The organism is Luteibacter sp. NPDC104163 (assembly GCF_055584245.1).
The window spans coordinates 47,130-67,825 of sequence record NZ_JBVJMK010000002.1 but is presented as its reverse complement, the minus strand read 5'-3'; the positions used below and the strand labels follow the sequence as shown (position 1 = coordinate 67,825).

The following is a 20,696-nucleotide window of genomic DNA, read 5'->3' as shown; positions in this document are numbered from 1 at the left end:
AAAGCTTTCCTTGCCGGGTCGGGAAGGCCCCGCTGCACTGGCACGGCGCCCCTCGCGTTGCCTGCCGACAAACCTCCCGAAAGAAGGAAGGCCGGCTAATGCCGGCCTTCCCACATCACGTCAGCCCTTGCTGGACTTCGGGTCGTCGGACCGCTGATAAGTCCGCTCCTCCTGGAACTGGCCATTTTCCTTGTGGATGCGGACCGTGGCGTGCTTGTCCGCCATGAAATCCTGCGTTTTCTGCATGATTTCGGCTTTGGTGTCAGCCTTGAACGTGGCACGCTGGCCGCCGTGGGCCGTCAGGTCCCAGCTGTCGCCCTTCTTGGTGATGTCATACCGTTTCAGAGTCATTGGATGTCTCCATGAAGTTGGATGACACCACGGCCGCCGCCGGTTGACGGCGTGCAGGGGGAATCGGTACCGTGGACATGCTCAACCGTCCCAGACCAACGCCACCTTACCGTGGTGCTGTTTGGGCACGCCGGCCGTCTGGTCTAGCCACCAGGCGGCTTTTTTGTGCCCGTCCTCAACATATCGAGGCGCGGTGACGGGGTCAACACAAGATATAGGGGATTTTTTCCAGCATCTTGCTGGCTCAAGAACTTAGAGGCGGACGCCTTCCGGAAGAGCCATCTCCAAAGGCACCGTCCCGGCCTCGACCTCGGCCACCGCCAGGTCCACGGTCAGCCAGAAGACCCGGGACGCCGTCGCGTAGCTGGTCCAGGCAAGAACGACGAGGACAAAAAACACCCCCGCCACGATGGCCCACCCGGCGGCCTCACTTCGCGTGGTCTGGGCCACACCGTTTCCCAGCACCCAGGTGAGCACCCACCAGGTCAGGCCGCCCCAAAGAAGACCAACGACGGCCTGTAACCGGGCATTCCGCGCGGCCGCCAGCGGCTGGAGTGCGGCAATGGCCGATTTGACCCCGGCCAGGCCCTCCTCGGTGGGACAACGGTTCCGGACAAAGACCGCAAGCAGCAGGACGGCGGTCCGCTTGACCCCATCGAGAGCCCCGCCTGCCGGGAGGCGGAACACCATTGTCCCCATCGCCATCAGGGCCGCAGGCCACCACAGTCCACCGGACGACGGCCGGCCCAGCGCGCTGTCGTAGAGCGCGATGGCCGAAAGAATCAGCCACCAAACCGGAACCATGAGGGCGGTCAGTCCCAACCGCTTGGCATTGAGACCAAGCCCCAGGAACAGGAAACCCGGCACATGCCAAACCGAGTCCATGACCACGAGGGCTTCGGGAGATTGCACCTTCACCCGCTTGACCAGAAGGTGCTCTGCAAACCTCAGCGTGTCGCCGGCCCGGTCAAAGACGGGATCCAGAATGGAGGGGGCCGGCGTGACCGGTTCAACCTTCACGGCTGGTCCGACCTCATGGTGTGGACCGGCTGGCAGCTGCCTGCCACGCACTCCATGACAAGGTCAAAGGAATTGCACGTGGCCCGGTAGCCTGTGCCATACCGGCGGACGTTGGAGCACTGCTGCTTGGCTGCCACGGTCTTGGCGCTCATCAGTTCTGCCGGGTCGCCGTCCATGGTCTGGGCGGCTGCCGGACCTGCCGGAACAGGAGGAGCAGAGACGGCGGCCGGGGCCGCTGTCACCGGGGCCGTGCTCCCCGCCCCCTGACCTGTCGCCGGACCGGCCACGGCCGCACCCTGCGGATGCTTGGTATTCCAGGCGTCTACGGCTGCCCGGAGGATGTTGCCGGCCATGCCGGGGCCGACATCGTCCCGAGTGGTCTTCCCGAAAGCGTTCTGGTGCTCAATCCAGGTGTGGGCGGTCGCCAGGGTGCCCTCGGGCGAATCGATAAAGGTCCACTGATAGTGGAAATCCGGGTTGGACGCGCCCCGCTGCTCGACCACCAGCGCCCGGTACATGTTTTCCTTGAAGGAGTCGCCCATGGGCATGGTGCACTCGACCAGGGTGACCGTGTTGGTGACCAGACGGCCACCCCCGACCGCACAGGCTGTGGCCATGCGGGGAGCGATGTAGGACGCCTGTCCACCGGGAAAGAGGAGCGAGGACGGCGGCGGCGGACCGCTGGGTGCGGTGGCGCAGGACGATAGAAAAAGGGGCAGCAGAACCGCCGCTCCCTGGCGAAGTCTCGGATGCATGGATTTTCCCCTGTAACCGCCCAAAGCCGGCGGCGGGGTCAGTTTACCCCGGTCCGCAGGCAAACCGGTCCCTATTTACTCCAGTGCCCCAGGACCCACTCCCAACGATGGGTCCCGTAGTCCCACCGCCAGTGGGCCCGGACCCATTTGGTCTTGCCGATGGGGCGAACGGTCTGGATATTCTGGATGCGGTCCGGCGGCTTCGGGGGCCGGGGAGGACGCGGTGGCTGGGGTCGCCGCAATGCCATCGGTACTCTCCTCTGGTGGATACAGCTTTTCTGAAGGTCGGTGGCGGGCAAACGGGCACCGGTTGCGCGACAGGGACCCTGCGTGTCTCCCTTTCGCCCGAATACCTCGCCTAACCTCATCGGGTCAAAAGAAGGCCGGTATGCCCCGGCCCTCCGTCGTCAACTCACCCCTTGCTGGAACGGGGGTCGTCCTTCCGCTGGTAGGTCCGCTCCTCCTGGATTTGGCCGTTCTCCTTGTGGATACGGACCGAGCCGACCTTGTCGGCCATGAAGGCTTGCGTCTTGTGGATGGCTTCGGCCTTGGTGTCAGCCTTCAGGCTGGCCCGCTGCGCGCCCTGGGCCGGTCAATGCCCAGCCATCCGCTTTCTTCGTCAGGTCATACCGTTTCATGGGGAGCCCTCGATGGGTTGCATGGGTACAACAGGCGGCCTCGGGTGCCGCCAAAGAAAAGGCCGCCCCTTTCGGGACGGCCAGAGGGTCAAGCTGCAATCACGTCGGGCGTCTTGGCCAGGGCCGTTCCGACCGCCACTCCAAACGACTTGTCGAAGTGAGACATAGCCATCTCGATGAAGCGCCCATGGTAGACGGCATAGAGCAGCCTGGTCTGCTGCTGCCCGCTGGGGAACAGGATTCCGAACTGTAGCTCACCGGAGACGACCTTCGGGCGGAGCCAGGCCTTTCCGCGCCACTGGTCCGGGGCGTGGGTGAAATCACCGTCCGAGTCGTACTTCCACGTCGTGACATGGCCCTGGTCGATGGCCTTCTTCATCGCGGCGAGAAGCCCCTGGGGATTGCTGGTCGTAAAGCTAAGCATGGTGTTTTCCTTTTGGGATGGAGGTCCCGGAATCCATGAAGCAACAACCCGTCTGGAATGCCCTGCTATTGCCTATTGATGGTCAATAGGAATAATTTGCAGATGCACCCTGTCCCCAAGACTGGCTGCGCCGCGCGCCTCCGGGTGCGCGCCGGAGGGTTGAGTTCCAAGGCTCAACCCTCCTTTTTTTTGCCCCATGCCGGCGGCCGATTCCCTTCACACGAACCTTATGCCTGCCAAGGTCTCCCGTAAAGACTTGACAGCGACTTGATTTTTCGCGAAAAAAATGCTACTTAGTTCTTGTTTTTCTCGTTTTGAAAGGGACTTCGAAAAACAAGAACGAAGCTAGGGTTGCGATACTGACCGAAAACTGAATGAATCACGTCACCTTCTTGGCGCCCGCCCCGCCCTTCTTTTCCACGTCCGTCGACGCCTTTGCCGCTGCCTTGAATTCGGGAGCCAGGGCCTTGAGCCGGGCAACCAGTCCGGACAGGTCGTAACCATTCGGCCGCTTGCCGTGGTTGGTGATTTTTTCCACCCGCCGGACCAACCCCGCCTTCTCCAATTCGGCCACCTGTCGCTGGAGTTGCCGTTCGGAGATGCCGATGCGGTCGGCCAGGGTCTCCTTCTTCGACCAAGGATGCTTTTTTGCATCCATCCACCAGTCGATGAGCTGGAGAAGAATCGCAAGCTGGGTGCCGGAGAGGCCAAGTCGCCCTTGGGCCCGGAGCAGGATGGAGGGGATGATGACGAAACCCCGTGCCATGACCATCTTTCCCCACTTCGCGTCCGCCGAATTGGACGAGGGAGGCTTCTTCGGTTCGGGTTCCTGGGCGGGTCTTTTCTTTTTCGGGGTCGTCGTCATGGAGGTATCCTTGCGTCACGACTTCAATCTAGGGCCGCCGGGGCGCAGCCACAAGGATTCGCGAGGAGACATCCACGCCTCCTCCGACCGGGCGTAAAAGTCTCCTTCTAGGAGGAGACGGGAATGACCGGTAAGAAACACCACCAGACCCCACCACGGTTAGCAGGACCACAGAACCATAAGCGACTGGACACCAATGACCAGTCCAGGGGCACGAGGGGCACGCCAAGAAAGGAAAGTCTTTCCTAGACGGTCAGGCCCGGCTTTTGCAGCCGCTCCAGTTTTTCCAGCCGATGCACCAGCAGCTCCGCTCCTGAGTGGTCGACAAAGTCCTCATAAAGGACTGTGGTGTCCCGGTAATGGTGATGGAGGGCGTTGAGAACCTTGCGCAGTGAATCGAGCATGCGTTCCACTTTAGCCCGACTGATGCCGGAAAGCGGATGGGCCTTTTGGTCTACTGCGTGACGATGGTCCCGGTGGGCGATTCGCTTGTTCCGGTGTTCCCTGGCGAATTCACATTCCTCCAATGCGTCCGCACACAGGGCATCGACCCGGGACCGGAAAGCCATGTCGGCAATCAACGGACCAAGAGAGTGGATGGTGAGGTTCCTGTTGCTTCCGCTTTTGGCCGGGTCCGTCATCCGGGCAATCCCGAGCAGGACCCCATCCCATAGCTGGTCCTGGACAATCTGGAAAAACAGCCCTGCTGCACGGTTCAGGAGATGGACCGTGTCTTCGTTCGTGCCAAAGAGTTGCCGGTACTGGAGCCACACCACTTGCAGTTCAACCAGCTTGTTGTCGAGGACTGCCATAACCTCGCCAAGGTCCTCGCCCATGACTTCGGCAAACCTGTCCGGCCCGTCTGCGTGCTGCATGTTCAACTCCTCGCGGTTTGGGTACGTGTACTGAAGGACTGTCGGCCGTGCAGGCCCGGCACCACCAGAGGCATCCGGAAATCAGGCAGCGGTATAGGGCGCCGTTTCGGGAATACTCTGCGTAACGGACACCAGAGAGGGGAAGCGCAGCTCTACGCGAACCAGTGAAGACGGCGGGCGTTATCAAGAGGCCCCGAGGAAGGGATTATCCGTCAGACGCCGGCTTTCGCCTGCCAAGCATGTCGAGGAGCGCATTCGGGTCGTCCGGATTTCCAGAAGCTGCCTCGAACTCTTCCTTGCTCATGTTGTAAACACCCATGTGCCAGAAACGCTCCTCTGCTTTCCATACGAAATTGCCATCGTCATCGAGCCGCTCTGCTGACTGTGTAAAAACATGGTCGAAAAAGCCGAACTGCCGCTTCTTTCCGATTTCAACAACAAGGCAACACACGTTGTGGAAGGACTCGTCTGAGGCGTCAGCGTCGACCGCAACATTGAATCCTCCCAGGTCCTGCACGCTCGGAAAAACAATACCCTTTGCGTGGTTCCGGGCACGAATCGTGGCACCAAGGGCTCGGCTGAACATGTATCCGTTGCTTGACGCGTCAGGGTCGGCCAGAACGGTGGAGAAAAACCGGTCGATGTATATCTGTCGCTGCGCCTCATGGACAGGCATGTTGTTGAGGCCCCGCGCGATGGTCAGGTCCGGGTCTGCGCCAACGAAATGCATGTACCCGCTCTTTTCGACATTGGCATATTCCCCGATGACAGCAAGGAAAATTGGGGCTTCGTTCAATATCCGGAATCCAGCGAGCTGTACACGCTGGCCGACCTCTGGACGGACCTCCGCCAATGCCGTCTCTTTTCGGTTTGAAATGTAAAAACACGGGACGCCTTGGTCGTTCAGTCGCCCGCGCTTGGCATACGCCACAGGCGGATAGTCGAGCTCACCGACGTTTTTGTATGGGTCGGTTTCGATGATGCGGGCACGCCAGAAGATGCTACCCCGACCCAATTCAATCGACAGCACCGCGTAGTACTGAAATAACGGCTCGATGACGTGACAGAACTCGGCCTCGGTCGAAGATTCGCGCGCGCGGTTAAAGATACGGTCGCAGTCGTCCAAGTTCATGGTCAATGTCCCGATGTCGTGCCAGCATTGTGAGAGCTACCCAGATGGTCGGCAATGGATGTGCGGCGCAGGCGCTCGACAACCACCGCCGCCAGTTCCTGCCACATCCAGCCCTCCCACTTCGACGTGTCGGACACGGGCGCCAGCAGCCTGACCACCCTGACATGCCGGTGCTTGGCCGCACGCCACAGGGCCTCACTGTTCCGGGCGTTGGGGTCACTGACGGGCAAAAGCAGTTCGACACAGCGCCAGTGGCCTCGGTGAGCCGCGTGTAGGAGCGCAGTGGAGTGATGCGCGGCCGGGTCGACCTCCGGATGGTCGATGAGGGAAGCCACGGTCAGGTGGTCGCCGTCCCAGGCTGCATCCGCCAGGGCTCGTTGCAATTGGTGGTTCATGGTGTGGGCCTCCCTGCCCTTCGATGCTCGGCAAAGTGCCTGGCGATATCCCTGTCTATCGCAACCGGCCACGCCGTCAAGGGCCCGTATCGCGTTTCGTGGCAAGGTCTGGCGACGCTAATTTAGCGACGCAAAATCCCTGAAACGCGGTCCGGCTATCAAGCCGCCCCCGGTCCACTACCGGGCGCCTGACAATGGTTACCGGAACCATTGGGTGAAGCAGGCCTCCACACCCGCTGCACGACCTCCCCCACGGCCGCCGCGCACAGTCCGCGCACCAACCACCGAGGGCTGCACCATGGACAAGAACCGCACCGAAGGCACCAAGCACGAAGTCAAGGGCGCCGTGAAGGAAGTCGCCGGCAAGGTCACCGGCAATTCCGCCAAGGAAGCCGCCGGCAACATCGAAAAGAACGCCGGCAAGGTCCAGAAGGAAGTCGGCAAGGCCGCCGACGACGCCCGCAAGGGCAAGTAAGGTTACCCCCGCCACCGAAGGCACGGGCGCCTCCGGGCGCCCTTTCTTTTTTATCAAGGGGGAAGATGGGAGGTAACGGCTGTTTGCGCCGGAACTCAAAGCGCCACTGGGTTAGCCAAGACCGGCAACGATGCCATCGGCGATAACCCGGATGCTGGCCCATGCCTTCTGCTGCGTGGCATGGCCCTCGGGGTCCACACCGGTGGCAACCTCGCGGCCGGCCGCGTCGACCACCTCGAACCTGCCCCGAAAGCGGCCGTCAGTGGCGGCCTCAATGGTGAAACTGCAGGAATGTGCGGGCATCATACAATTGTACACACACGCTTGGTCACGGGCGTGAAGGACATAGCCGCTGGCCGCCGCGCAAACACCCGACGCTGTGGCGCGCCCGGTGCGTGGTTCACCTCAATCACGGCCTCATTGAGCCATTTTCCATGCTGTCTTGATGGGACGGCCGGCAGATTTCCGCTCATCCAGAAGACCGGACGAGCCCTGTGACGAACCACCTCAACCGCATGACCCGCATCAATCCGGAGGACCCGTATGATCTCGCCCTATGGGCGCTGGTCCTCGACGTCTCCCCTGCCACCGTGCAGGCCGCCGTCCACCAGGTCGGCACCGATGCGGTCGCAGTCCAGGCCTTGCTTACCGGCCGACCGCCGGATCCAGGCGACGGCGACTAGGCCCAATCGCTCCAGGACTTCCTACTGCGGGAGACGCCCTGCGGGAGACGCCAGCGTCCTTGCGGGCGCCTGGTGTTTGGTCAGCGGTCCAGACCCTTGTCAGGGTCCTGCCGGCCCACCTGGTCCGGGTCGCCCTCTTCCGGGCCGCCACCCGAGCCCGGGGGGACCTGACCGGGGTCGCGGTCGGGCTGATTGGGCTGGCCACCACCACGCTGGCCGGGGTCCTTGCCCGGGTCCACAACACCTGTCTCGCTCATTCTGGCTTCATCGCTCATGGTCGTTCTCCGCCGGTTGGGACTCCATGGGACGCCGACCGTCGTGATGCGGGCGGGAGGTCAGGGTTAGCAGGGGGTGAGCACCACCATCAGTCGGGGACCGACAGCCTACGGTTTTGCCACGTCCTCAATCTCGGCGACCTTTTGGAACTCCTGGAGGTATTCCGGGCGGTTTCTCGCCAGCCACTTGACCACGGCGGTCGACCCCAGGAGCTGGCTCAGATGTCCCCGAAGCAGCGTGAGGTCGACCACATCCCGGCCATACGTGTCCGACACCGTGCTGGTCTTCATCTGGAGTGCCGACAGTTCGCGCTCGACCCGGGCAAGGGAGGCCGCCGTCTCGTTTCGGCGCCGTCCCCGCTCGGCCTTCGGGGCGAGCTGCTCTTCGGGTGTCGCGGCAAGGAGGGCCCGGGCGAAGGGCACCGTGAAGTTTTGGCTGGCCTGCATGAGCTCAACGGCCTCAATCTGGCGGACAGGCTTGAGGAGTTTGAGGACGCCGACGGTCGCCGCCGGACAATGGGCGTCAGCCAGAAGGTCGGCGGCCTCCTCGCAAATTCCGTCCAGCAAACGGGCACGCTTGCGGATGGTTCCGGGCGTGCGGGCAAGGGCCACCGCCAGCCGCTCGATGGGCACGCCCGATTCAATGGCCCGCAGCACCATCTTGTGGTCCTGGACGGCGGAGATGCGGTTGACCAGGGTGTTGAAGGTGTAGGTGTCGTCCGCTGCCGTCAGCAGACACTCGACCCGCGTGGCCCCGAGCTCCCGGAGGGCCTCGATTCGCACGTGGCCATCGACAAGGTAATAGCGTCCGGCCGTCTCTGTCATGCGCTTGATGACCGGCAATTCCACCAGTCCCTCCTCACGGATGGAGGTGAGAATCTCCTGCCACTTGGCCGTGTTTTTCAGGGTCTTTGGCAGAATCTTCAACGCCTGGATGCGGTCAATGTCGACCTCGATGGTGGCCGGCGCAAACGAGGTCTTGAGGGCGCCGGCGCGGTCGTCTGGCCGGGCGCTCATGACAGCTTCCCCATCCGCTCGGCCAGCATCTTCGGCATGGTGTCGACCTTCTCGGCCTTGATGAGGGCGCGGAACTCAGGCACCGCGAGGAGCTCATTGAGGGCCCGGACACAGTAGGTGATGCGCTCGTAGACGTACTCCGCTTTCTTGGCGATGAGCCGCTGGCGTTCGGCCTCCTTCTCCAGAAGGCGCCGGAGGGACGCCGCCGAGGCCTTCTTGCGCTCGCCCTTGGGCAGGGAGTGGTAGCCCCGATTGAGCTGGCGGGAGTGCTGGCTGCGGGCTTCCAGAAGCCGGCGCAGGCGGCCTAGCCGCTTGCCCCGGATGCCCTGGTCGTACGCATCGTTGAGCAGCGTCTGGATTTCCGGTGTGGTGGCCTTGGCAATGCTGATGGCCATCGACAGGCTGACAACACCGGTCTGCACACCGACCAGCAAGCGCTCCTCCCCCTTGTCGAGGAGGGTGCCGACCATGTTGACCCAGGAGCCGCTCGTCCCGATGAGCTCACCGATTTCATTGTCGGTGTGCCCCCGGTCACGAAGGCGCCCGACCTCCCTCATGATTTCAATCGGTGCTGGCGAGCGCCGGGCGATGTTCTCCACAAGGCTCATCACAAGACAGTCTTCCTCGTCGGCATCGATGAAGAAGGCCGGCACATGGGTGTGACCGAGTGCACTCAGAGCCTCGATGCGCCCCTGCCCGCAGACCAGGCCGTAGCGCGTCTCCCCACCGCTCTGGCGTGGGGCCACGGTGACCGGGCGGCGCAGGCCGGTTGTGCGGATGCTCTCCGTGATGGAACGGTGCTGGACGCGGTCGCGGGTGCGGGGATTGAGGATGTCGATGCTGGCGATGGGGATGGAGTGGACATTGGCATCGTTCCGGTAGTTGGGTTTCATGCAGCCTCCGGGTAACGGGCGCGCGCGGCCAGGCGGCCGAGGGCATCGAGTGAGTCCTGCCGGTATCCATCGATGAGGGGAGAGTTCTCAAAGCCCAGATGCCGTGGCCACATGCCAAGGTCCAGGCGGGGAATGAGGTAGTAGTCGTGGACGGCTGCATGCGACGGGTCAAGCCGGCAGGCCAGCGTCAGGTCGGGCCGGAGCACCGCATCGAAATGCACTCGCCAGCGCAAGGACCCGTCGGGGTGTTCGGTGCAGCGGGCAAGCACAACAGACAGGGTCCATTCGTGGTTGATGCAAAGAAGGTCCGTGCCCGTGTGCCGCTCGACCCGGCCGTGGGCTTTCAGGGCCGAGACCACGCTGTCGATGACCTCGGGCCGCCAGGCGCGGAGTTGGCGGTTGATGTCGAGGTAATCGAAGTTGCGCCCGGGGTCGTAGTCGATGAGGCGGTAGGCCCGGACCAGACCACCGAAACGGTGCTGGTAGGCGGTGCTCGATGGCATTCCTTCCTGCTCATCGATGATGAAGCCCGACAACTCCCCGGTTTTTTCCAGAAGTGTCCGTAAGAGGTCGAGCATCCGGGCGTCGGACAGCTTTTCTGACCGCTGGGCAATGCGCCGGCGCACCTCGAGGAACACGTCCCGGGAGACGATGGCTTCAAAGGCCCCGTCGCATCTCACCCATTTTTCGGGTGGGTTCGGATGCGAGGGTTGCTTGAGCTTGCCGGAGCGCTTGGCGTAGATGTTCGACCCGATGTATTTCTCGTTGGTCAGCACCTGGTGGACACTGGCACGGCTCCAGGGCCGCTGCTGGTCGGTCAGCACGCCTTGTTCGTTGAGGCGCTGGGCGATGGCTGACTCGTTGAGGTCTTCGTCGACGAAAGCCCTGTAGATGTCCCGGACGATGTCGAGCTCGGACTCCGGCCCCGGCACCAGAATCACCCGGTCGGTCTGGATGCTTTTGCGCTCACCGGCCTCCAGGATGCCCTTTGGCCGGCGCTCCCCATCAATCAGGGCACGTCTCAGACCAAATCCGGCAGGCCCCGCCTGGCGAAAGCCCATGGCGGCCAGGCGGCACTGGCCGGCAAAGACCTTGGCGGACAGTTCCCGGCTGTATTCAGCCGCCATGCTGCGCTTGACGCCCTTGACGATGGTGGCAAGCGGGCTGCCATCGTTGTCGAAAGGTTCGGCCACATAGACGACCCGAACGCCCGCCTGGATGCAGCGGTATTCATAGTGGGCGGCCTCGTCAGCGTTTTGGAAACGGCCCCAGCGGGAGACGTCAAAGACCAGCACCGCCTCAAAGGGGGCAAGGCCGCTTTCGATGTCGATGAGCAGTTGCTGGAGGGCTGCCCTGCCCCCGATGTCGAGCCCGCTCTTGCCCTCGTCCCGGTAGGTCCGGGTGATGGACATGCCGTGGGCGGCCGCATAGGCATGGATGGCCTCGGACTGGTTTTCCGTGCTGTAGCGCTGGTGGTCCGTGGACATGCGCACGTACTCCGCAACCGGGGTTGCGGTCTCAGCACTGCCAGGAGCTGTGCGGCGTGACATGACTTGCGGCCAAGGACCCGGTTTGGCCGGGACAGGTCAATGACTGTATGCCGGTTGCTCGCGCGTAGGAAGCCTGTATCAATTCTGATACAGGCGCACGCAAAGGTCCTCACCAAGCGTGGGATAACCAAGAGATACCCGGAAACTGGGCCCCGCCTAGAGAGGGGCTTAATTAGCCTCTCCAAACTGGGATATCCAAGACGGTTCACTCCACAATTTTTGCCGTGCCGAGTGGCTGGCCTTCAAGTTCATACATCGTCCATTGGCTTCTTGAGAGTTCGGCGAAGTCCATGTCTTCGAGCTTGGCCGCCAGTTTCGTCAGGATGCGTGCCAGCTCGCCCCCCGCAGGGCCGGCGTGGAATGCGTTGCCCTTCAATTCAATGTCCAGAATCAGTTTCATGGTTCCCCCTTGCTTGTGGTGCCGACATGGTGGCGGCCGGGGGGCGGCCTGTCTGTCAGCGGAGGCCTACAAAATCCCTGAGCGACATTCTGTCGACCCCAGACTGGAGCGGCGCCAAAGGGGCCGAATCGGGTAAGAGTGGAGGGGAAGCCGCCCGCCCTTGCAAGGCTAATTTAGCTTTAGGAATAAGGGCTTAGCGTCTTTTGTATTCACTACAACCCTACTAATACACACCACAGGGAAGACGGGCGCGGGGCCATCAATCCAAAAAATCGAGACGATTCGGGAGCTTGAGTCAGGCAACCCCTGGATTTCATTGTCGAATTCGGTACCACGTTTCAGATCGATACCCACTCAGCCTTCGCCGCCGGAGTTGCAAAACCCCTTAAAAAAGCTATTGCCGAAAATGCCTGGAGGGTCACATTTGCCAAACTTGACAGGTGTTTGATCACCGTTTGACTGGAGGAAACGCGCAGACCTGCGCCCCCGTTTCTCCCAATCGAAGGATGTCCAGTGTTTTCCAGTCTTCAGAACCTCGCTGCCACGGCGTCCGCCATGGCCCGGCACTTCATCGTCCAGCTCCCCGGTGGCTACACCATTGCCGCCACATCGAGAGAGGACCAGCAACTGGCCCTCGACACCATCGATGAATTCCTGACCCGCCAGGAAGCCCGGGGTGTCGCCCTGCCCTCGTCCCTCACCTGCGCCCCCGTCATGGTCAGCCCGGCCGCATCCGTCACCGCCCAATCTTGGCCCCAGCTGCCGCCCATGGTCGATGTCACCCCGACCCCGGCGCCTGAGGAACGGCCCCTGTATGCCGAGGGGCAACCGACACCCTCAGCTCCACCTCCACGGCCACCCGCCCCGGAGGCACCACACCGGGACGTGTTCGGGAATGCGCCGCTGGGGGTCTACCAGCAGATTGAACCCCGGACCCTGTCGATGGCCGCGTTTTACTACCTCGAAGACATCGAGGCGCGGGTGTCGAAGGCAACAATGAAGGAGAGCCGGTTCATCCTCCGTCTGCTGCAAGACTTCGTCGGCGACCGGATGGTCCATACGTTCGACACCGACGACATGCGCACCTTCGTCAATGGCCTCAAAAGCTGGCCAAGCCATGCGGGAAAGAACAAGCGTCTGTCGGGCCTCTCCCCAAAGGGCATCGTCAAATTCGCCCGGGAAAAGAACCTGAAAGTCATCGCGACGACGACGTGCCAGAAGCACATCGACCACGCCCGGGCTTTTTTTCGCTGGTGCAAAAACAAGTCGTACCTGGTCGCTGACCTCCTCGCCGGTGCACGGCGCAATGCGGTGACCGCCACCGAATCCATCCGGAAAAAGGCCTTTGATGACGCCGACCTTCTGTCCATCTTCGACCGCGCACGGCTCGAAGGCTACTGGGAGCCGCACAAGTTCTGGGTGCCGCTCATCGGGTTGTTCATGGGCATGCGGGTCAATGAAATCTGCCAGCTGCACATCGATGATGTGACCACCGACCTCATTCCCACCATCCTCATCAGTGATGAGCGACCCGGCCAGCGCATCAAGACAAAAAGTGGCCGGCGCCTGGTGCCCATCCACCCCGAACTCATCAAGCTCGGGTTTCTCGACTACGTCCGGGATGTCCGGCAGATGGGTGCCCAGCACCTGTTTCCGGGGTTGAAGTGGGGCGAGAACGGGCCCGGTGAAAAGGTCGCCCAATGGTTCAACCGAACGGTGCTCAAAGCCTGCGGCATCATCACCAAACAGAAAACCCTCCACAGCCTGCGCCACACGTTCTGCACGGCTGCCGAACGAAAAAGGGTGGCCATCCACCGTATTGCCCGCATCGTCGGCCATGCGCCAAGCGGTGACGTGACCCTGGAGCACTACATCAATGAAGCGGAAGTCCCCGAGTGCCTCAAAGACATCAAGCGGGTGTCATACCCGAAGCTTGACCTGCCCCGGTATCAGTCCGACCAGTTCCGGGCGTACCTGATGCATGTCACCTCACCGGGTTATGAGGCAGGCAAACGGCCGTCCAAACGGACGCCAGAAACGGTCGATGAGGATGTGATGTCGATGCTGTGTTGAGCAGGATTCTGCGAGAAACGGTGGGTCAGGTTCTTTTCTGACCTTCCCGCTCGGTCACCATGGCAATGGCGTCGGCCAGCAGCCCGCGTTGATAGTCTTCCTTCTTGCGAATCCAGCGCACGAACAGACTCATTGCCAGAAGGCCCAGCAAGGACAGTGGCACGGACAACAGGACTTGGCGGCTGGCAGGACAACCCCCGATGAGGTGGAGGTCGCTGAGGGCCTTGACCGAGGTCAGCACGACGGCAATGGTGGCAAGGCTCACCTCCCCCTTGCCGAAGAAAAAGGTGTGGACACCCCGGTCGGAAAATAGGCGCTGTTCGAAGTAGCGGGCCACACTTTGCAAGACGGGCAGCGGGTAGACCGCGATGCCCCTGACCTGCTGTTCATGCAAGGCATACCCTGAGCGCAGGTGGTGGGCCTCGTTTTTCCGTAACCATTGCCTGTTGCGGAGGAGAATCGTGCCCACGGCCACCAGGGTTCCCACGCACAGGAAAAGCGCAACAATCGAGACGATGGCCGTCACCCAGTAAAGGATGGGGTCCGCTTCCTCGGTGGGGGACCGGCCAATCCAGAGGTCGACCCCGAACAGGATGGCGACAGACACGAAGACGGGTGGAAGACACCACCGGTAGACCGTGACAATGACCTTGCCCACGTCGAAGGAATTGCGGCCGGACCGGTAGCGCTCAGCGTTCGACAAAAGCTCGATGACGGCGCTGGCCTGTTCGAGGCTGATGTCCCCGGCGGGCGCCAGGCTTCCCTTGTCCATGTTGCTTCCCTGCGGTGTGATTTTGACCTTGTGGCCGGCGGGAGTTTACCGCTTCCGTGCGGCCCGCTTGCGCCCATCGGTTTCCCTCGGCTTGGCAAAGGCCGGGTCGACCATCCGAGCCTCGAATTCCTCGGCAAAGGCGGGCAGGGTCGTGCGGCACAGCAGGCACCAGTCCCTTATCTGCGTCCAATCCAGCCGTCGGATACCCCGCTCCGCCTCGCTGGCATAGGTCTGTGTCTTGCCCAGGGCGGCCACGAGAGCCATCTGGCTGATACCCGCGCGCATGCGAACGTCCCGCAGCAACTCGGCATAGATGCGGTTTTCGACCCGGTAGAGGCTCTTGTCGGTTTTTTCGCTCACGCCCATGCCCCGGTGTAGGGCCCTGAACGCTATAGCCGTGTTGCGTTTAGTTGATTTTCATTTATACGGATATCGTTTATGTCCTAATGCGCCTGCCCGGCCCTTACCGGGCCGCCGGGGTCAACGGGCGGCACCCGTCCCGGCGTCATTCAAACAGGGGCCATTGCATGAAGCGATTTTTGATTTCGACCGCTTTTCTCCTCTTCGCCGGATGTGCCGCGCAGGGCACCCACACGGACACCACCGCACTCGACCAGCTCAAGCCAGGCCGCTCGACAGTCGCAGATGCGGAACAACTGCTGGGCAAACCGCAGTCGGTGACCAAACGGCTCGATGGCGGCACGACGCTTGGCTATTCGTTTTCCAATGTCCAGACCGACCCGAAATCCATGGTTCCGGTTGTTGGCAGCTTCCTCGGGAAAGGCACGACGACCTCGGGCGGATACACCGCCGTCAACTTCGACCAGCGCGGCCTCTTCACCAACTACTCGAGCTTCCAGCGGAACTGAGTCCGTCCAACAAGGAGCGTTTCTGATGACTGTCTTTTGGCTTGTGCTTGCCGCCGCCCTCATGTTCTACGGCCGGTTCGGGACCGACCGCATCGCCAACCACAACTGGGCAGAGGTGGCTTTCCGTGCCTCCCAAATCGCCATGCTCGGGTGTCTCGGCCTCGCGTTTTTCAGTCTCTTCGACCCGCCCGCCCGCTCATCGCCGCCCATGCCCGGACCGGGCGATGATTTCTGGCCGACCATCGGCGGGCTGGTCGCGGCCGTAGTCGTCGTTTGGGTTGTGGGCATGGGTGTCATCCGCCTGTTTCGGCATCGCCGGTTGTCCCGGGATGAACTGGTGACCCCTGAGCTGACCCTGACCCTCGACCGGGCGGCGGGACGGGTCGTGGTCACCCCACGCGGGAACGTCGTTGCCCACCCGGTTGCCGTGGGCCGCATGGTGGTCGACGTGTCCCATTACGAAGACGACGGGCAGCAGCGGGCCCGGCTGTCTATCCGTCAGTGGCCGGCGGCAGGCTCGTTGTCCCCCGCAACCGCGCAGCGGGGCATGCACGAGGTAGTCCGGCTCGATGTCTGGAAAGACACGGCACGGGATGTCGTGGGCTGGCTGCGGTTGCACCCGGGCGTCGAGCTCGATGCCAACCGTGTGAACCGGGACTGGCAGGCCACCACGGACGCGTTGGTCCGGTATTGCCGGGAGCAGAGGCTGGCGTCCGGCAAGCCTGCGGTGGAGGTCTGGGAAGCAACGGACGGACCGGCTCTGTCCTATCTCGTCATTGAGGCGGACGGGCGGATGTATGGCGGCGTCGGTGAGCACCCGTTGATTGAGCGCCTGGACCCACCGTTGGTGTCCAAGGGCGGCAACAAGGTCTCCGCCTTCATTGGCGACCACCGTCCCATGTTTGCCCTGAGTGCCGACCAGGTGGCGACTGTCCAGCGGATGCACGCCAAGGGATTGCTTCTCGTGTCTCCCAGCTGACGTGTTCAAGGCGACCGGGGGCGGAGGGCAGCCGCAACCGGCGGTGGGGCCGGGGCATCCATGGGCTCGTCCGACCGCAAGCCGGCGGCCTCGACAATCCCGGCCGGCAACCGCTCGATGAGGGTGGGAAGCATGTCCGGGACAAGTCCGACCAAGGTGCGGGCCCGGTCAGTCAGCAACGGTTCGACCTCGGACACTTTCCGCTCGGCCCGTCCCAGGGCCACCCGGGCCTCCCCGGCCCGATTGCCATGGGTCGCGGCTTCCGATTTCAGGGTCTGGACCAAACCATCGGCTTTCTTTGCCCGCCGGGTCAAACCCGTTCTCTCCCCGGTTCCGAGATCCAGCCCCGTCCAGCCGGCGACCCTGATTTGGACCCGGTGCTGGTTCTCCCACTGGCGCAATGAGGCCCGGGCCTTGGCCCGCGCCTGGCGCATCTCGTCGGCGCGGTGGAGGGCGTCTTGCTGTGCGCTCTGGGCGCGCTCAAGCTGCTGGCGGAACCGGGTCTGTTGCTGTGTCGCGGTTTCAAAGGCAATCGACAGGGATTCGATGATGTCGGCCAGCAGCATGGCCTTTTCCAAATCGGCCCGCTCCTCGTCCGTTTTCGGGGCCCTGCCCGTGTTCCGGATGAGATTCGAGAGGGACAGGGCCTTGTCGAGGACCACCGTCCGGCCACCAATGAGCTTCCGAGCGCTTGCGGGTGCCTCTCCCTGCCCCAGCCTGACCCGGACACCGCCCGTGCCCTTCCCAGAATCCGGCAAGGCCCTTGTGGCGCCATTGGCAGGTCCGGGAGCCGGGACCGACGGCGTGGGCCCAATGATGGCCCGGCCGGCAATGTCGTCGGCCACGAGTTGCTTGAGCAAGGCCAGGGGCTCGTGCGCCCTGATGGCGTCGCCAATATCGGTCCGGATGCCCTTCCGCTCCATTGCGCTGACTGCCCGGCCGGCCGTGGGCTGGGGAGCCCGGTCGACACCCATGCGGACATAGCTCCGGTGGTCGAACGTGCCTTCGAGACCGTCAGCCTGGATGAACGCATTGCAGGTGGCGGCCCACTCCCGGTTGAGATCCTCGACAAAGGCGGCGGCCGGCCCTTTCAGGCTCAAGTGCCTCAATTTGTCACCGAACCCGTGGCCGCCCTCCTCACCGCCTTCCCCGATGTCAGCGAGGCGCCGCGTGGGGAAATACAAATGCGCGTGATAGCCAATGTCCATGTCTGCCTTCTCGGCGCCGAGGACGTCCACGGCGGCATCGCGATGCAGGCCAAGAGAGACGGGGGTGTGGAGCTGCTTGCAGATGTACCGCGCCATCTGCTCTGCCAATTCACCGGCACGCTCATCGGAGAGGCCCTTCGGAATCGGAATCCGGTAGTCCCGGGCAACCTGCGCATCTTTCCTTTTTTCGGCTTTCTCGACGCGGTTCCACAGCTGGGCGGGGTCCGTGGCCCATGCGGGCGCATTCGGCGGGGCAATCGTCAGGGCGCGAACAATTTCTTCCCCGATGGCGCGCTTGCGGTAGTCATGCCACTCACCGGTTCTCTCATCGAACAGGCGGAGGCCAAGACGGTACGCGGCACCCGCGACCGCTGAATGGTCCTTGCGGTTGTGGGAGGAAAGTTCGGGGCGGGCATGTGCGGTAAATGTCATTAAGGGTCCTCCGTGACCAATAAGCCCATCCAAGGGGGGGGGAAGAAGTGGGCCGGAGTGAGCCGGCCACCCTGGCATCAAAGCACAGGTCCGCCCGATGTCAAGCTTCCTTTACATATATAACCGAAACGATAATGGACAAAAGGCCGCAGGAATAATCCCACGGCCTTTGCTTTTGCTCTTTTGGAGGTGACCCGTACATCGGGGCGCTTTAGGCTTTTAAAGGCCTTTGCCTTAGCTTGAAGGCTCTGAGCGCAACATTGGAACAATGTTAATACGCGCTTTGGCTTGACTGAAGTCTCTTGACGGTCCCGAATTATTCGTTACAAGAAATCACGTGCCCTCTGAAATAGGATTAGAACCATGTCGCACAACAAAGCAAACCTTCGGTCCGCTTCAGCCTACTTCTCTTGGCTCATCTGGGGACAAGGTCTCATCATAATTGGTTATGTCGTGTGGCTTGCCACTCATAACAACCGTTAGGTCACAAAACTCTGAAAGGCGAACCATAGCCATATTAGTCCGTAAACCATTAGCCCAACCCATTTGTAAATTCTGACCTTCTGCGAGTCAGAGGACATCAAATTCAGGTAAACAAGCCACAAAACCACTGCTACTGCGAAAGACAAGGCGAACCACCTGAGAACTTTGTGGTCGTAGTGTTTGATTATGTAACAGATATAGCTGACTACTAGGAAGAAAACAGAAGCAGAAAACCATGCAACTTCCGGTCTTGAAAACTCGTTTTCCACTTTCTTCTCATCGCTGAATATGGCACCTCCAGCAGCCATTCCCGCAACACATGGAAGCGCAAAGGTCATATAATCGAGGAACTCATCTCCGCCCACAAGCGCATATCCAACACCTGTTCCCAAGAATATGGTGGCGATGGTGCTCAGATAACCTATAACCGTGGAGCGGAGAAGGAACTGCCCCAGTCCAGCCAGTTCCTTTCGAGCAGCTTTTCTTGCGGCTTTCTCCTTGTCCCGAAGGTTGGTCATTGACTGATAAAACCCCAAAACAGCCAAACCACCTAACACTACGTCAACTAGCGCGATAACGACCCCGTAAGACATACCGTTCCTTCATTTCGTCAACACGAACCATCCAGCGCCAATATCAAGGATTTCAAGGCAAATCCCACCACCTCATTTTCGCCACCTCCCCAAGCAACTCCTCCATCCTCGGCCGTCGGCTGTAAGTCCCGTGGTGTTCGTCCCCCAGCTCGTGCCCCACATAGGCCGCCCGGTGTTCCGATGACACCCCCGCCGTTTGCAACCCCTGCACGACCGATTTTCTCAGGCTGTGGAACCCGAACTTGCCCTTCTCCGGCAACTTGAGGTTTGCGTGAACGTGCCGGGTGAATGCCTTGCTCAACCAGTTTCCAGCGCCGTTGACGCCATCGACCTTGCCCCTGGGAAACAACCTCGTCTCCCCCGATGCTTTTAGCATCGCGACGCGGTCGAGCAGCCCCATGGAAATCAGTGCAGGGTGGACCGGAATAGTCCTCAACGATGCATCATTCTTGACGCTTTGCCCGGCCCCTTCGTTGGTAATGCGGATGCACGCGATGCCCTCCTCTTCCACGAAATCCGACAGCGCCAGTTGGCCGACCTCGGCGACACGGGCGCCGGTGTACAACCCAATCCATGCACCCCACCTTGCTGCCTCACTCAAACCCTCCAAGGCCTCCGGTGAGAACAGGATGCGGATTTGGTCGATGCTAAAGGCTTTGAACCCGAGCACCCGCCGCGCCCTTTTTTCCCGTGTTCTGTAGAGAATTTGGCCGGAGGCCGGGTTGTCGTCTTTTGCAAAAGCCGGGTAGTACCCGCGCGCCTTGGCCCAGTCGAAAAAGCCCCGAAGGTAACCCGCCTTGTTGGCGATGGTCGGTGTCTGGAGACCGGAGGCGCGCAACGCCTCAATCCACTGCCCGACATCAATCCTGCCAGCCTCGTGCAGCGGATTCTTTTCCCCATAGTGCCGGGCAAACCCTTCGACCGCCGCCGCCTTGATGGTGTGCGTTTTTCTGAGCGTGTTCGGTTTGATGTCGGCCAACCACTGGGCCACGACCTTGCCAATCGGCAGGGTGGGAATCTTTGACGTGGGGGCTGGAGCCGGGGACGGCACCACGGCCTGGGCCGCGCGCGATGCTGCATCCCGGATGGCCTGCTGGATGGCGGGCTCATTGGCCATGATGCCAATGCGCTCAACCGCACTCATGGCCAAGTCGTGGTCGGCCTGCCCGTTTGCTTCAATCTCCACCCGCCCGTCGGGGTGATGGATGAGGCGGTAATCGGTTGCGGTGGTGGTCCCGAGGATGTCCTGGATGGACGGCGCTCCCTTGCCTGACACGTGCATTCCCCTTGCTCGTCGGATGAGGCGAGCATACGCCTCCGCCAAATCCAGTGCGAGACGTTGAGCGGTCAACATGTCCTTGGTGCGAAGTGACCGTTTGAAGAACCGGCAACCAAACAGGGCTTGCAGGTCGGCGGGCACCCGCTGGCGAAAATGCCATGTCCCACTGGGTGCACGTTGGAGGTAATTCGGTAGGCGCATCGGGTCCTCGTGTGACCCGGTTTGTGACCCAACGGTTTTTCTCCGCCCACAAAAAAGCC

Annotated in this window: 25 protein-coding genes; 5 read left to right on the top strand and 20 right to left on the bottom strand. The window is 61.9% G+C overall.

Annotation, left to right across the window (positions count from 1 at the left end):
* Positions 1-120 precede the first annotated feature (120 nt).
* From ACZ6YI_RS03425 to ACZ6YI_RS03385, 9 genes are all read right to left on the bottom strand, one after another.
* Positions 121-351 carry a DUF2188 domain-containing protein gene (locus ACZ6YI_RS03425; protein ID WP_465777436.1) on the bottom strand — a complete coding sequence of 77 codons (231 nt, stop codon included), beginning with the start codon at positions 349-351 and terminating at the stop codon, positions 121-123.
* Positions 352-603: 252 nt separating this feature from the next.
* Complete coding sequence (locus ACZ6YI_RS03420; RefSeq protein ID WP_465777435.1) at positions 604-1,371, bottom strand: hypothetical protein; 768 nt, start codon at positions 1,369-1,371, stop codon at positions 604-606.
* On the bottom strand, positions 1,368-2,126 hold the full coding sequence (locus ACZ6YI_RS03415) for a hypothetical protein (protein WP_465777434.1): 759 nt from the start codon (positions 2,124-2,126) through the stop codon (positions 1,368-1,370). The genes ACZ6YI_RS03420 and ACZ6YI_RS03415 overlap by 4 nt, the downstream gene beginning before the upstream one ends.
* Positions 2,127-2,538: 412 nt before the next feature.
* A complete protein-coding gene (locus tag ACZ6YI_RS03410; protein ID WP_465777626.1) occupies positions 2,539-2,664 on the bottom strand; it encodes a DUF2188 domain-containing protein in 126 nt (41 codons plus the stop codon).
* Positions 2,665-2,852: 188 nt separating this feature from the next.
* Positions 2,853-3,188 (bottom strand): hypothetical protein, encoded by a 336-nt coding sequence (locus ACZ6YI_RS03405; protein ID WP_465777433.1) that lies wholly within the window; start codon positions 3,186-3,188, stop codon positions 2,853-2,855.
* Positions 3,189-3,567: 379 nt separating this feature from the next.
* Positions 3,568-4,053 carry a helix-turn-helix domain-containing protein gene (locus ACZ6YI_RS03400; RefSeq protein WP_465777432.1) on the bottom strand — a complete coding sequence of 162 codons (486 nt, stop codon included), beginning with the start codon at positions 4,051-4,053 and terminating at the stop codon, positions 3,568-3,570.
* A gap of 245 nt (positions 4,054-4,298) precedes the next feature.
* Positions 4,299-4,928 carry an AbiU2 domain-containing protein gene (locus tag ACZ6YI_RS03395; RefSeq protein ID WP_465777431.1) on the bottom strand — a complete coding sequence of 210 codons (630 nt, stop codon included), beginning with the start codon at positions 4,926-4,928 and terminating at the stop codon, positions 4,299-4,301.
* Between the two features lie 205 nt (positions 4,929-5,133).
* A complete protein-coding gene (locus tag ACZ6YI_RS03390; protein ID WP_465777430.1) occupies positions 5,134-6,060 on the bottom strand; it encodes an RES family NAD+ phosphorylase in 927 nt (308 codons plus the stop codon).
* Between the two features lie 2 nt (positions 6,061-6,062).
* Positions 6,063-6,455, bottom strand: a complete 393-nt coding sequence (locus ACZ6YI_RS03385; RefSeq protein ID WP_465777429.1) for an ankyrin repeat domain-containing protein — start codon at positions 6,453-6,455, stop codon at positions 6,063-6,065.
* A gap of 298 nt (positions 6,456-6,753) precedes the next feature.
* Between ACZ6YI_RS03385 and ACZ6YI_RS03380 the strand changes: the two genes are divergently transcribed.
* Positions 6,754-6,930 carry a CsbD family protein gene (locus tag ACZ6YI_RS03380; RefSeq protein WP_465777428.1) on the top strand — a complete coding sequence of 59 codons (177 nt, stop codon included), beginning with the start codon at positions 6,754-6,756 and terminating at the stop codon, positions 6,928-6,930.
* A gap of 111 nt (positions 6,931-7,041) precedes the next feature.
* On the opposite strand, the gene ACZ6YI_RS03375 is transcribed toward ACZ6YI_RS03380, so the two are convergent.
* On the bottom strand, positions 7,042-7,233 hold the full coding sequence (locus tag ACZ6YI_RS03375; RefSeq protein WP_465777427.1) for a hypothetical protein: 192 nt from the start codon (positions 7,231-7,233) through the stop codon (positions 7,042-7,044).
* 191 nt (positions 7,234-7,424) lie between these two features.
* Here ACZ6YI_RS03375 and ACZ6YI_RS03370 point away from each other — a divergent pair, with 191 nt between their 5' ends.
* The gene (locus ACZ6YI_RS03370; RefSeq protein WP_465777426.1) at positions 7,425-7,613 is read left to right on the top strand and encodes a DUF3606 domain-containing protein; all 189 of its coding nucleotides are present in this window, start codon (positions 7,425-7,427) and stop codon (positions 7,611-7,613) included.
* 80 nt (positions 7,614-7,693) lie between these two features.
* On the opposite strand, the gene ACZ6YI_RS03365 is transcribed toward ACZ6YI_RS03370, so the two are convergent.
* The 5 genes from ACZ6YI_RS03365 to ACZ6YI_RS03345 all read right to left on the bottom strand — a co-directional run bounded on the left by ACZ6YI_RS03365 (position 7,694) and on the right by ACZ6YI_RS03345 (position 11,748).
* Positions 7,694-7,870 (bottom strand): hypothetical protein, encoded by a 177-nt coding sequence (locus ACZ6YI_RS03365; RefSeq protein WP_465777425.1) that lies wholly within the window; start codon positions 7,868-7,870, stop codon positions 7,694-7,696.
* A 126-nt stretch (positions 7,871-7,996) separates the two neighbouring features.
* Positions 7,997-8,905: a plasmid partitioning protein RepB C-terminal domain-containing protein gene (locus tag ACZ6YI_RS03360; RefSeq protein ID WP_465777424.1), complete on the bottom strand. Its 909-nt coding sequence runs from the start codon at positions 8,903-8,905 to the stop codon at positions 7,997-7,999.
* Complete coding sequence (locus tag ACZ6YI_RS03355; protein ID WP_465777423.1) at positions 8,902-9,798, bottom strand: plasmid partitioning protein RepB C-terminal domain-containing protein; 897 nt, start codon at positions 9,796-9,798, stop codon at positions 8,902-8,904. Before ACZ6YI_RS03355 ends, ACZ6YI_RS03360 begins: the two co-directional genes overlap by 4 nt.
* Entirely contained in the window at positions 9,795-11,348 is a 1,554-nt protein-coding gene (locus ACZ6YI_RS03350) for a recombinase family protein (protein WP_465777422.1), read from the bottom strand. The genes ACZ6YI_RS03355 and ACZ6YI_RS03350 overlap by 4 nt, the downstream gene beginning before the upstream one ends.
* 205 nt (positions 11,349-11,553) lie before the next feature.
* Complete coding sequence (locus tag ACZ6YI_RS03345) at positions 11,554-11,748, bottom strand: hypothetical protein (RefSeq protein ID WP_465777421.1); 195 nt, start codon at positions 11,746-11,748, stop codon at positions 11,554-11,556.
* 555 nt (positions 11,749-12,303) lie between these two features.
* Here ACZ6YI_RS03345 and ACZ6YI_RS03340 point away from each other — a divergent pair.
* Positions 12,304-13,821, top strand: coding sequence for a site-specific integrase (locus tag ACZ6YI_RS03340; RefSeq protein WP_465777420.1), 1,518 nt, complete (start codon positions 12,304-12,306; stop codon positions 13,819-13,821).
* Between the two features lie 25 nt (positions 13,822-13,846).
* On the opposite strand, the gene ACZ6YI_RS03335 is transcribed toward ACZ6YI_RS03340, so the two are convergent.
* Positions 13,847-14,593 (bottom strand): hypothetical protein, encoded by a 747-nt coding sequence (locus ACZ6YI_RS03335; RefSeq protein WP_465777419.1) that lies wholly within the window; start codon positions 14,591-14,593, stop codon positions 13,847-13,849.
* A 45-nt stretch (positions 14,594-14,638) separates the two neighbouring features.
* On the bottom strand, positions 14,639-14,953 hold the full coding sequence (locus tag ACZ6YI_RS03330; protein WP_465777418.1) for a helix-turn-helix domain-containing protein: 315 nt from the start codon (positions 14,951-14,953) through the stop codon (positions 14,639-14,641).
* A 167-nt stretch (positions 14,954-15,120) separates the two neighbouring features.
* On the opposite strand from ACZ6YI_RS03330, the gene ACZ6YI_RS03325 reads away from it, so the two are divergent.
* Together ACZ6YI_RS03325 and ACZ6YI_RS03320 are read left to right on the top strand one after the other, a co-directional pair.
* Positions 15,121-15,462 carry a hypothetical protein gene (locus tag ACZ6YI_RS03325; RefSeq protein WP_465777417.1) on the top strand — a complete coding sequence of 114 codons (342 nt, stop codon included), beginning with the start codon at positions 15,121-15,123 and terminating at the stop codon, positions 15,460-15,462.
* A 25-nt stretch (positions 15,463-15,487) separates the two neighbouring features.
* The gene (locus ACZ6YI_RS03320) at positions 15,488-16,441 is read left to right on the top strand and encodes a hypothetical protein (protein WP_465777416.1); all 954 of its coding nucleotides are present in this window, start codon (positions 15,488-15,490) and stop codon (positions 16,439-16,441) included.
* Between the two features lie 5 nt (positions 16,442-16,446).
* On the opposite strand, the gene ACZ6YI_RS03315 is transcribed toward ACZ6YI_RS03320, so the two are convergent.
* From ACZ6YI_RS03315 to ACZ6YI_RS03305, 3 genes are all read right to left on the bottom strand, one after another.
* Positions 16,447-18,081 (bottom strand): MobA/MobL family protein, encoded by a 1,635-nt coding sequence (locus ACZ6YI_RS03315; RefSeq protein ID WP_465777415.1) that lies wholly within the window; start codon positions 18,079-18,081, stop codon positions 16,447-16,449.
* Positions 18,082-18,560: 479 nt separating this feature from the next.
* Positions 18,561-19,157 (bottom strand): hypothetical protein, encoded by a 597-nt coding sequence (locus ACZ6YI_RS03310; RefSeq protein WP_465777414.1) that lies wholly within the window; start codon positions 19,155-19,157, stop codon positions 18,561-18,563.
* Positions 19,158-19,209: 52 nt separating this feature from the next.
* The gene (locus tag ACZ6YI_RS03305; protein ID WP_465777413.1) at positions 19,210-20,637 is read right to left on the bottom strand and encodes a DUF6538 domain-containing protein; all 1,428 of its coding nucleotides are present in this window, start codon (positions 20,635-20,637) and stop codon (positions 19,210-19,212) included.
* Positions 20,638-20,696 lie beyond the last annotated feature (59 nt).

Excerpts from the sequence above, each read along its gene's own strand:
- ACZ6YI_RS03425 (WP_465777436.1), bottom strand. The coding sequence starts at position 351 with ATGACTCTGAAACGGTATGACATCACCAAGAAGGGCGACAGCTGGGAC.
- ACZ6YI_RS03415 (WP_465777434.1), bottom strand. The coding sequence starts at position 2,126 with ATGCATCCGAGACTTCGCCAGGGAGCGGCGGTTCTGCTGCCCCTTTTT.
- ACZ6YI_RS03405 (WP_465777433.1), bottom strand. The coding sequence starts at position 3,188 with ATGCTTAGCTTTACGACCAGCAATCCCCAGGGGCTTCTCGCCGCGATG.
- ACZ6YI_RS03400 (WP_465777432.1), bottom strand. The coding sequence starts at position 4,053 with ATGACGACGACCCCGAAAAAGAAAAGACCCGCCCAGGAACCCGAACCG.
- ACZ6YI_RS03395 (WP_465777431.1), bottom strand. The coding sequence starts at position 4,928 with ATGCAGCACGCAGACGGGCCGGACAGGTTTGCCGAAGTCATGGGCGAG.
- ACZ6YI_RS03390 (WP_465777430.1), bottom strand. The coding sequence starts at position 6,060 with ATGAACTTGGACGACTGCGACCGTATCTTTAACCGCGCGCGCGAATCT.
- ACZ6YI_RS03385 (WP_465777429.1), bottom strand. The coding sequence starts at position 6,455 with ATGAACCACCAATTGCAACGAGCCCTGGCGGATGCAGCCTGGGACGGC.
- ACZ6YI_RS03380 (WP_465777428.1), top strand. The coding sequence starts at position 6,754 with ATGGACAAGAACCGCACCGAAGGCACCAAGCACGAAGTCAAGGGCGCC.
- ACZ6YI_RS03375 (WP_465777427.1), bottom strand. The coding sequence starts at position 7,233 with ATGCCCGCACATTCCTGCAGTTTCACCATTGAGGCCGCCACTGACGGC.
- ACZ6YI_RS03365 (WP_465777425.1), bottom strand. The coding sequence starts at position 7,870 with ATGAGCGAGACAGGTGTTGTGGACCCGGGCAAGGACCCCGGCCAGCGT.
- ACZ6YI_RS03360 (WP_465777424.1), bottom strand. The coding sequence starts at position 8,905 with ATGAGCGCCCGGCCAGACGACCGCGCCGGCGCCCTCAAGACCTCGTTT.
- ACZ6YI_RS03355 (WP_465777423.1), bottom strand. The coding sequence starts at position 9,798 with ATGAAACCCAACTACCGGAACGATGCCAATGTCCACTCCATCCCCATC.
- ACZ6YI_RS03350 (WP_465777422.1), bottom strand. The coding sequence starts at position 11,348 with ATGTCACGCCGCACAGCTCCTGGCAGTGCTGAGACCGCAACCCCGGTT.
- ACZ6YI_RS03345 (WP_465777421.1), bottom strand. The coding sequence starts at position 11,748 with ATGAAACTGATTCTGGACATTGAATTGAAGGGCAACGCATTCCACGCC.
- ACZ6YI_RS03340 (WP_465777420.1), top strand. The coding sequence starts at position 12,304 with ATGGCCCGGCACTTCATCGTCCAGCTCCCCGGTGGCTACACCATTGCC.
- ACZ6YI_RS03335 (WP_465777419.1), bottom strand. The coding sequence starts at position 14,593 with ATGGACAAGGGAAGCCTGGCGCCCGCCGGGGACATCAGCCTCGAACAG.
- ACZ6YI_RS03325 (WP_465777417.1), top strand. The coding sequence starts at position 15,121 with ATGAAGCGATTTTTGATTTCGACCGCTTTTCTCCTCTTCGCCGGATGT.
- ACZ6YI_RS03320 (WP_465777416.1), top strand. The coding sequence starts at position 15,488 with ATGACTGTCTTTTGGCTTGTGCTTGCCGCCGCCCTCATGTTCTACGGC.
- ACZ6YI_RS03315 (WP_465777415.1), bottom strand. The coding sequence starts at position 18,081 with ATGACATTTACCGCACATGCCCGCCCCGAACTTTCCTCCCACAACCGC.
- ACZ6YI_RS03310 (WP_465777414.1), bottom strand. The coding sequence starts at position 19,157 with ATGTCTTACGGGGTCGTTATCGCGCTAGTTGACGTAGTGTTAGGTGGT.
- ACZ6YI_RS03305 (WP_465777413.1), bottom strand. The coding sequence starts at position 20,637 with ATGCGCCTACCGAATTACCTCCAACGTGCACCCAGTGGGACATGGCAT.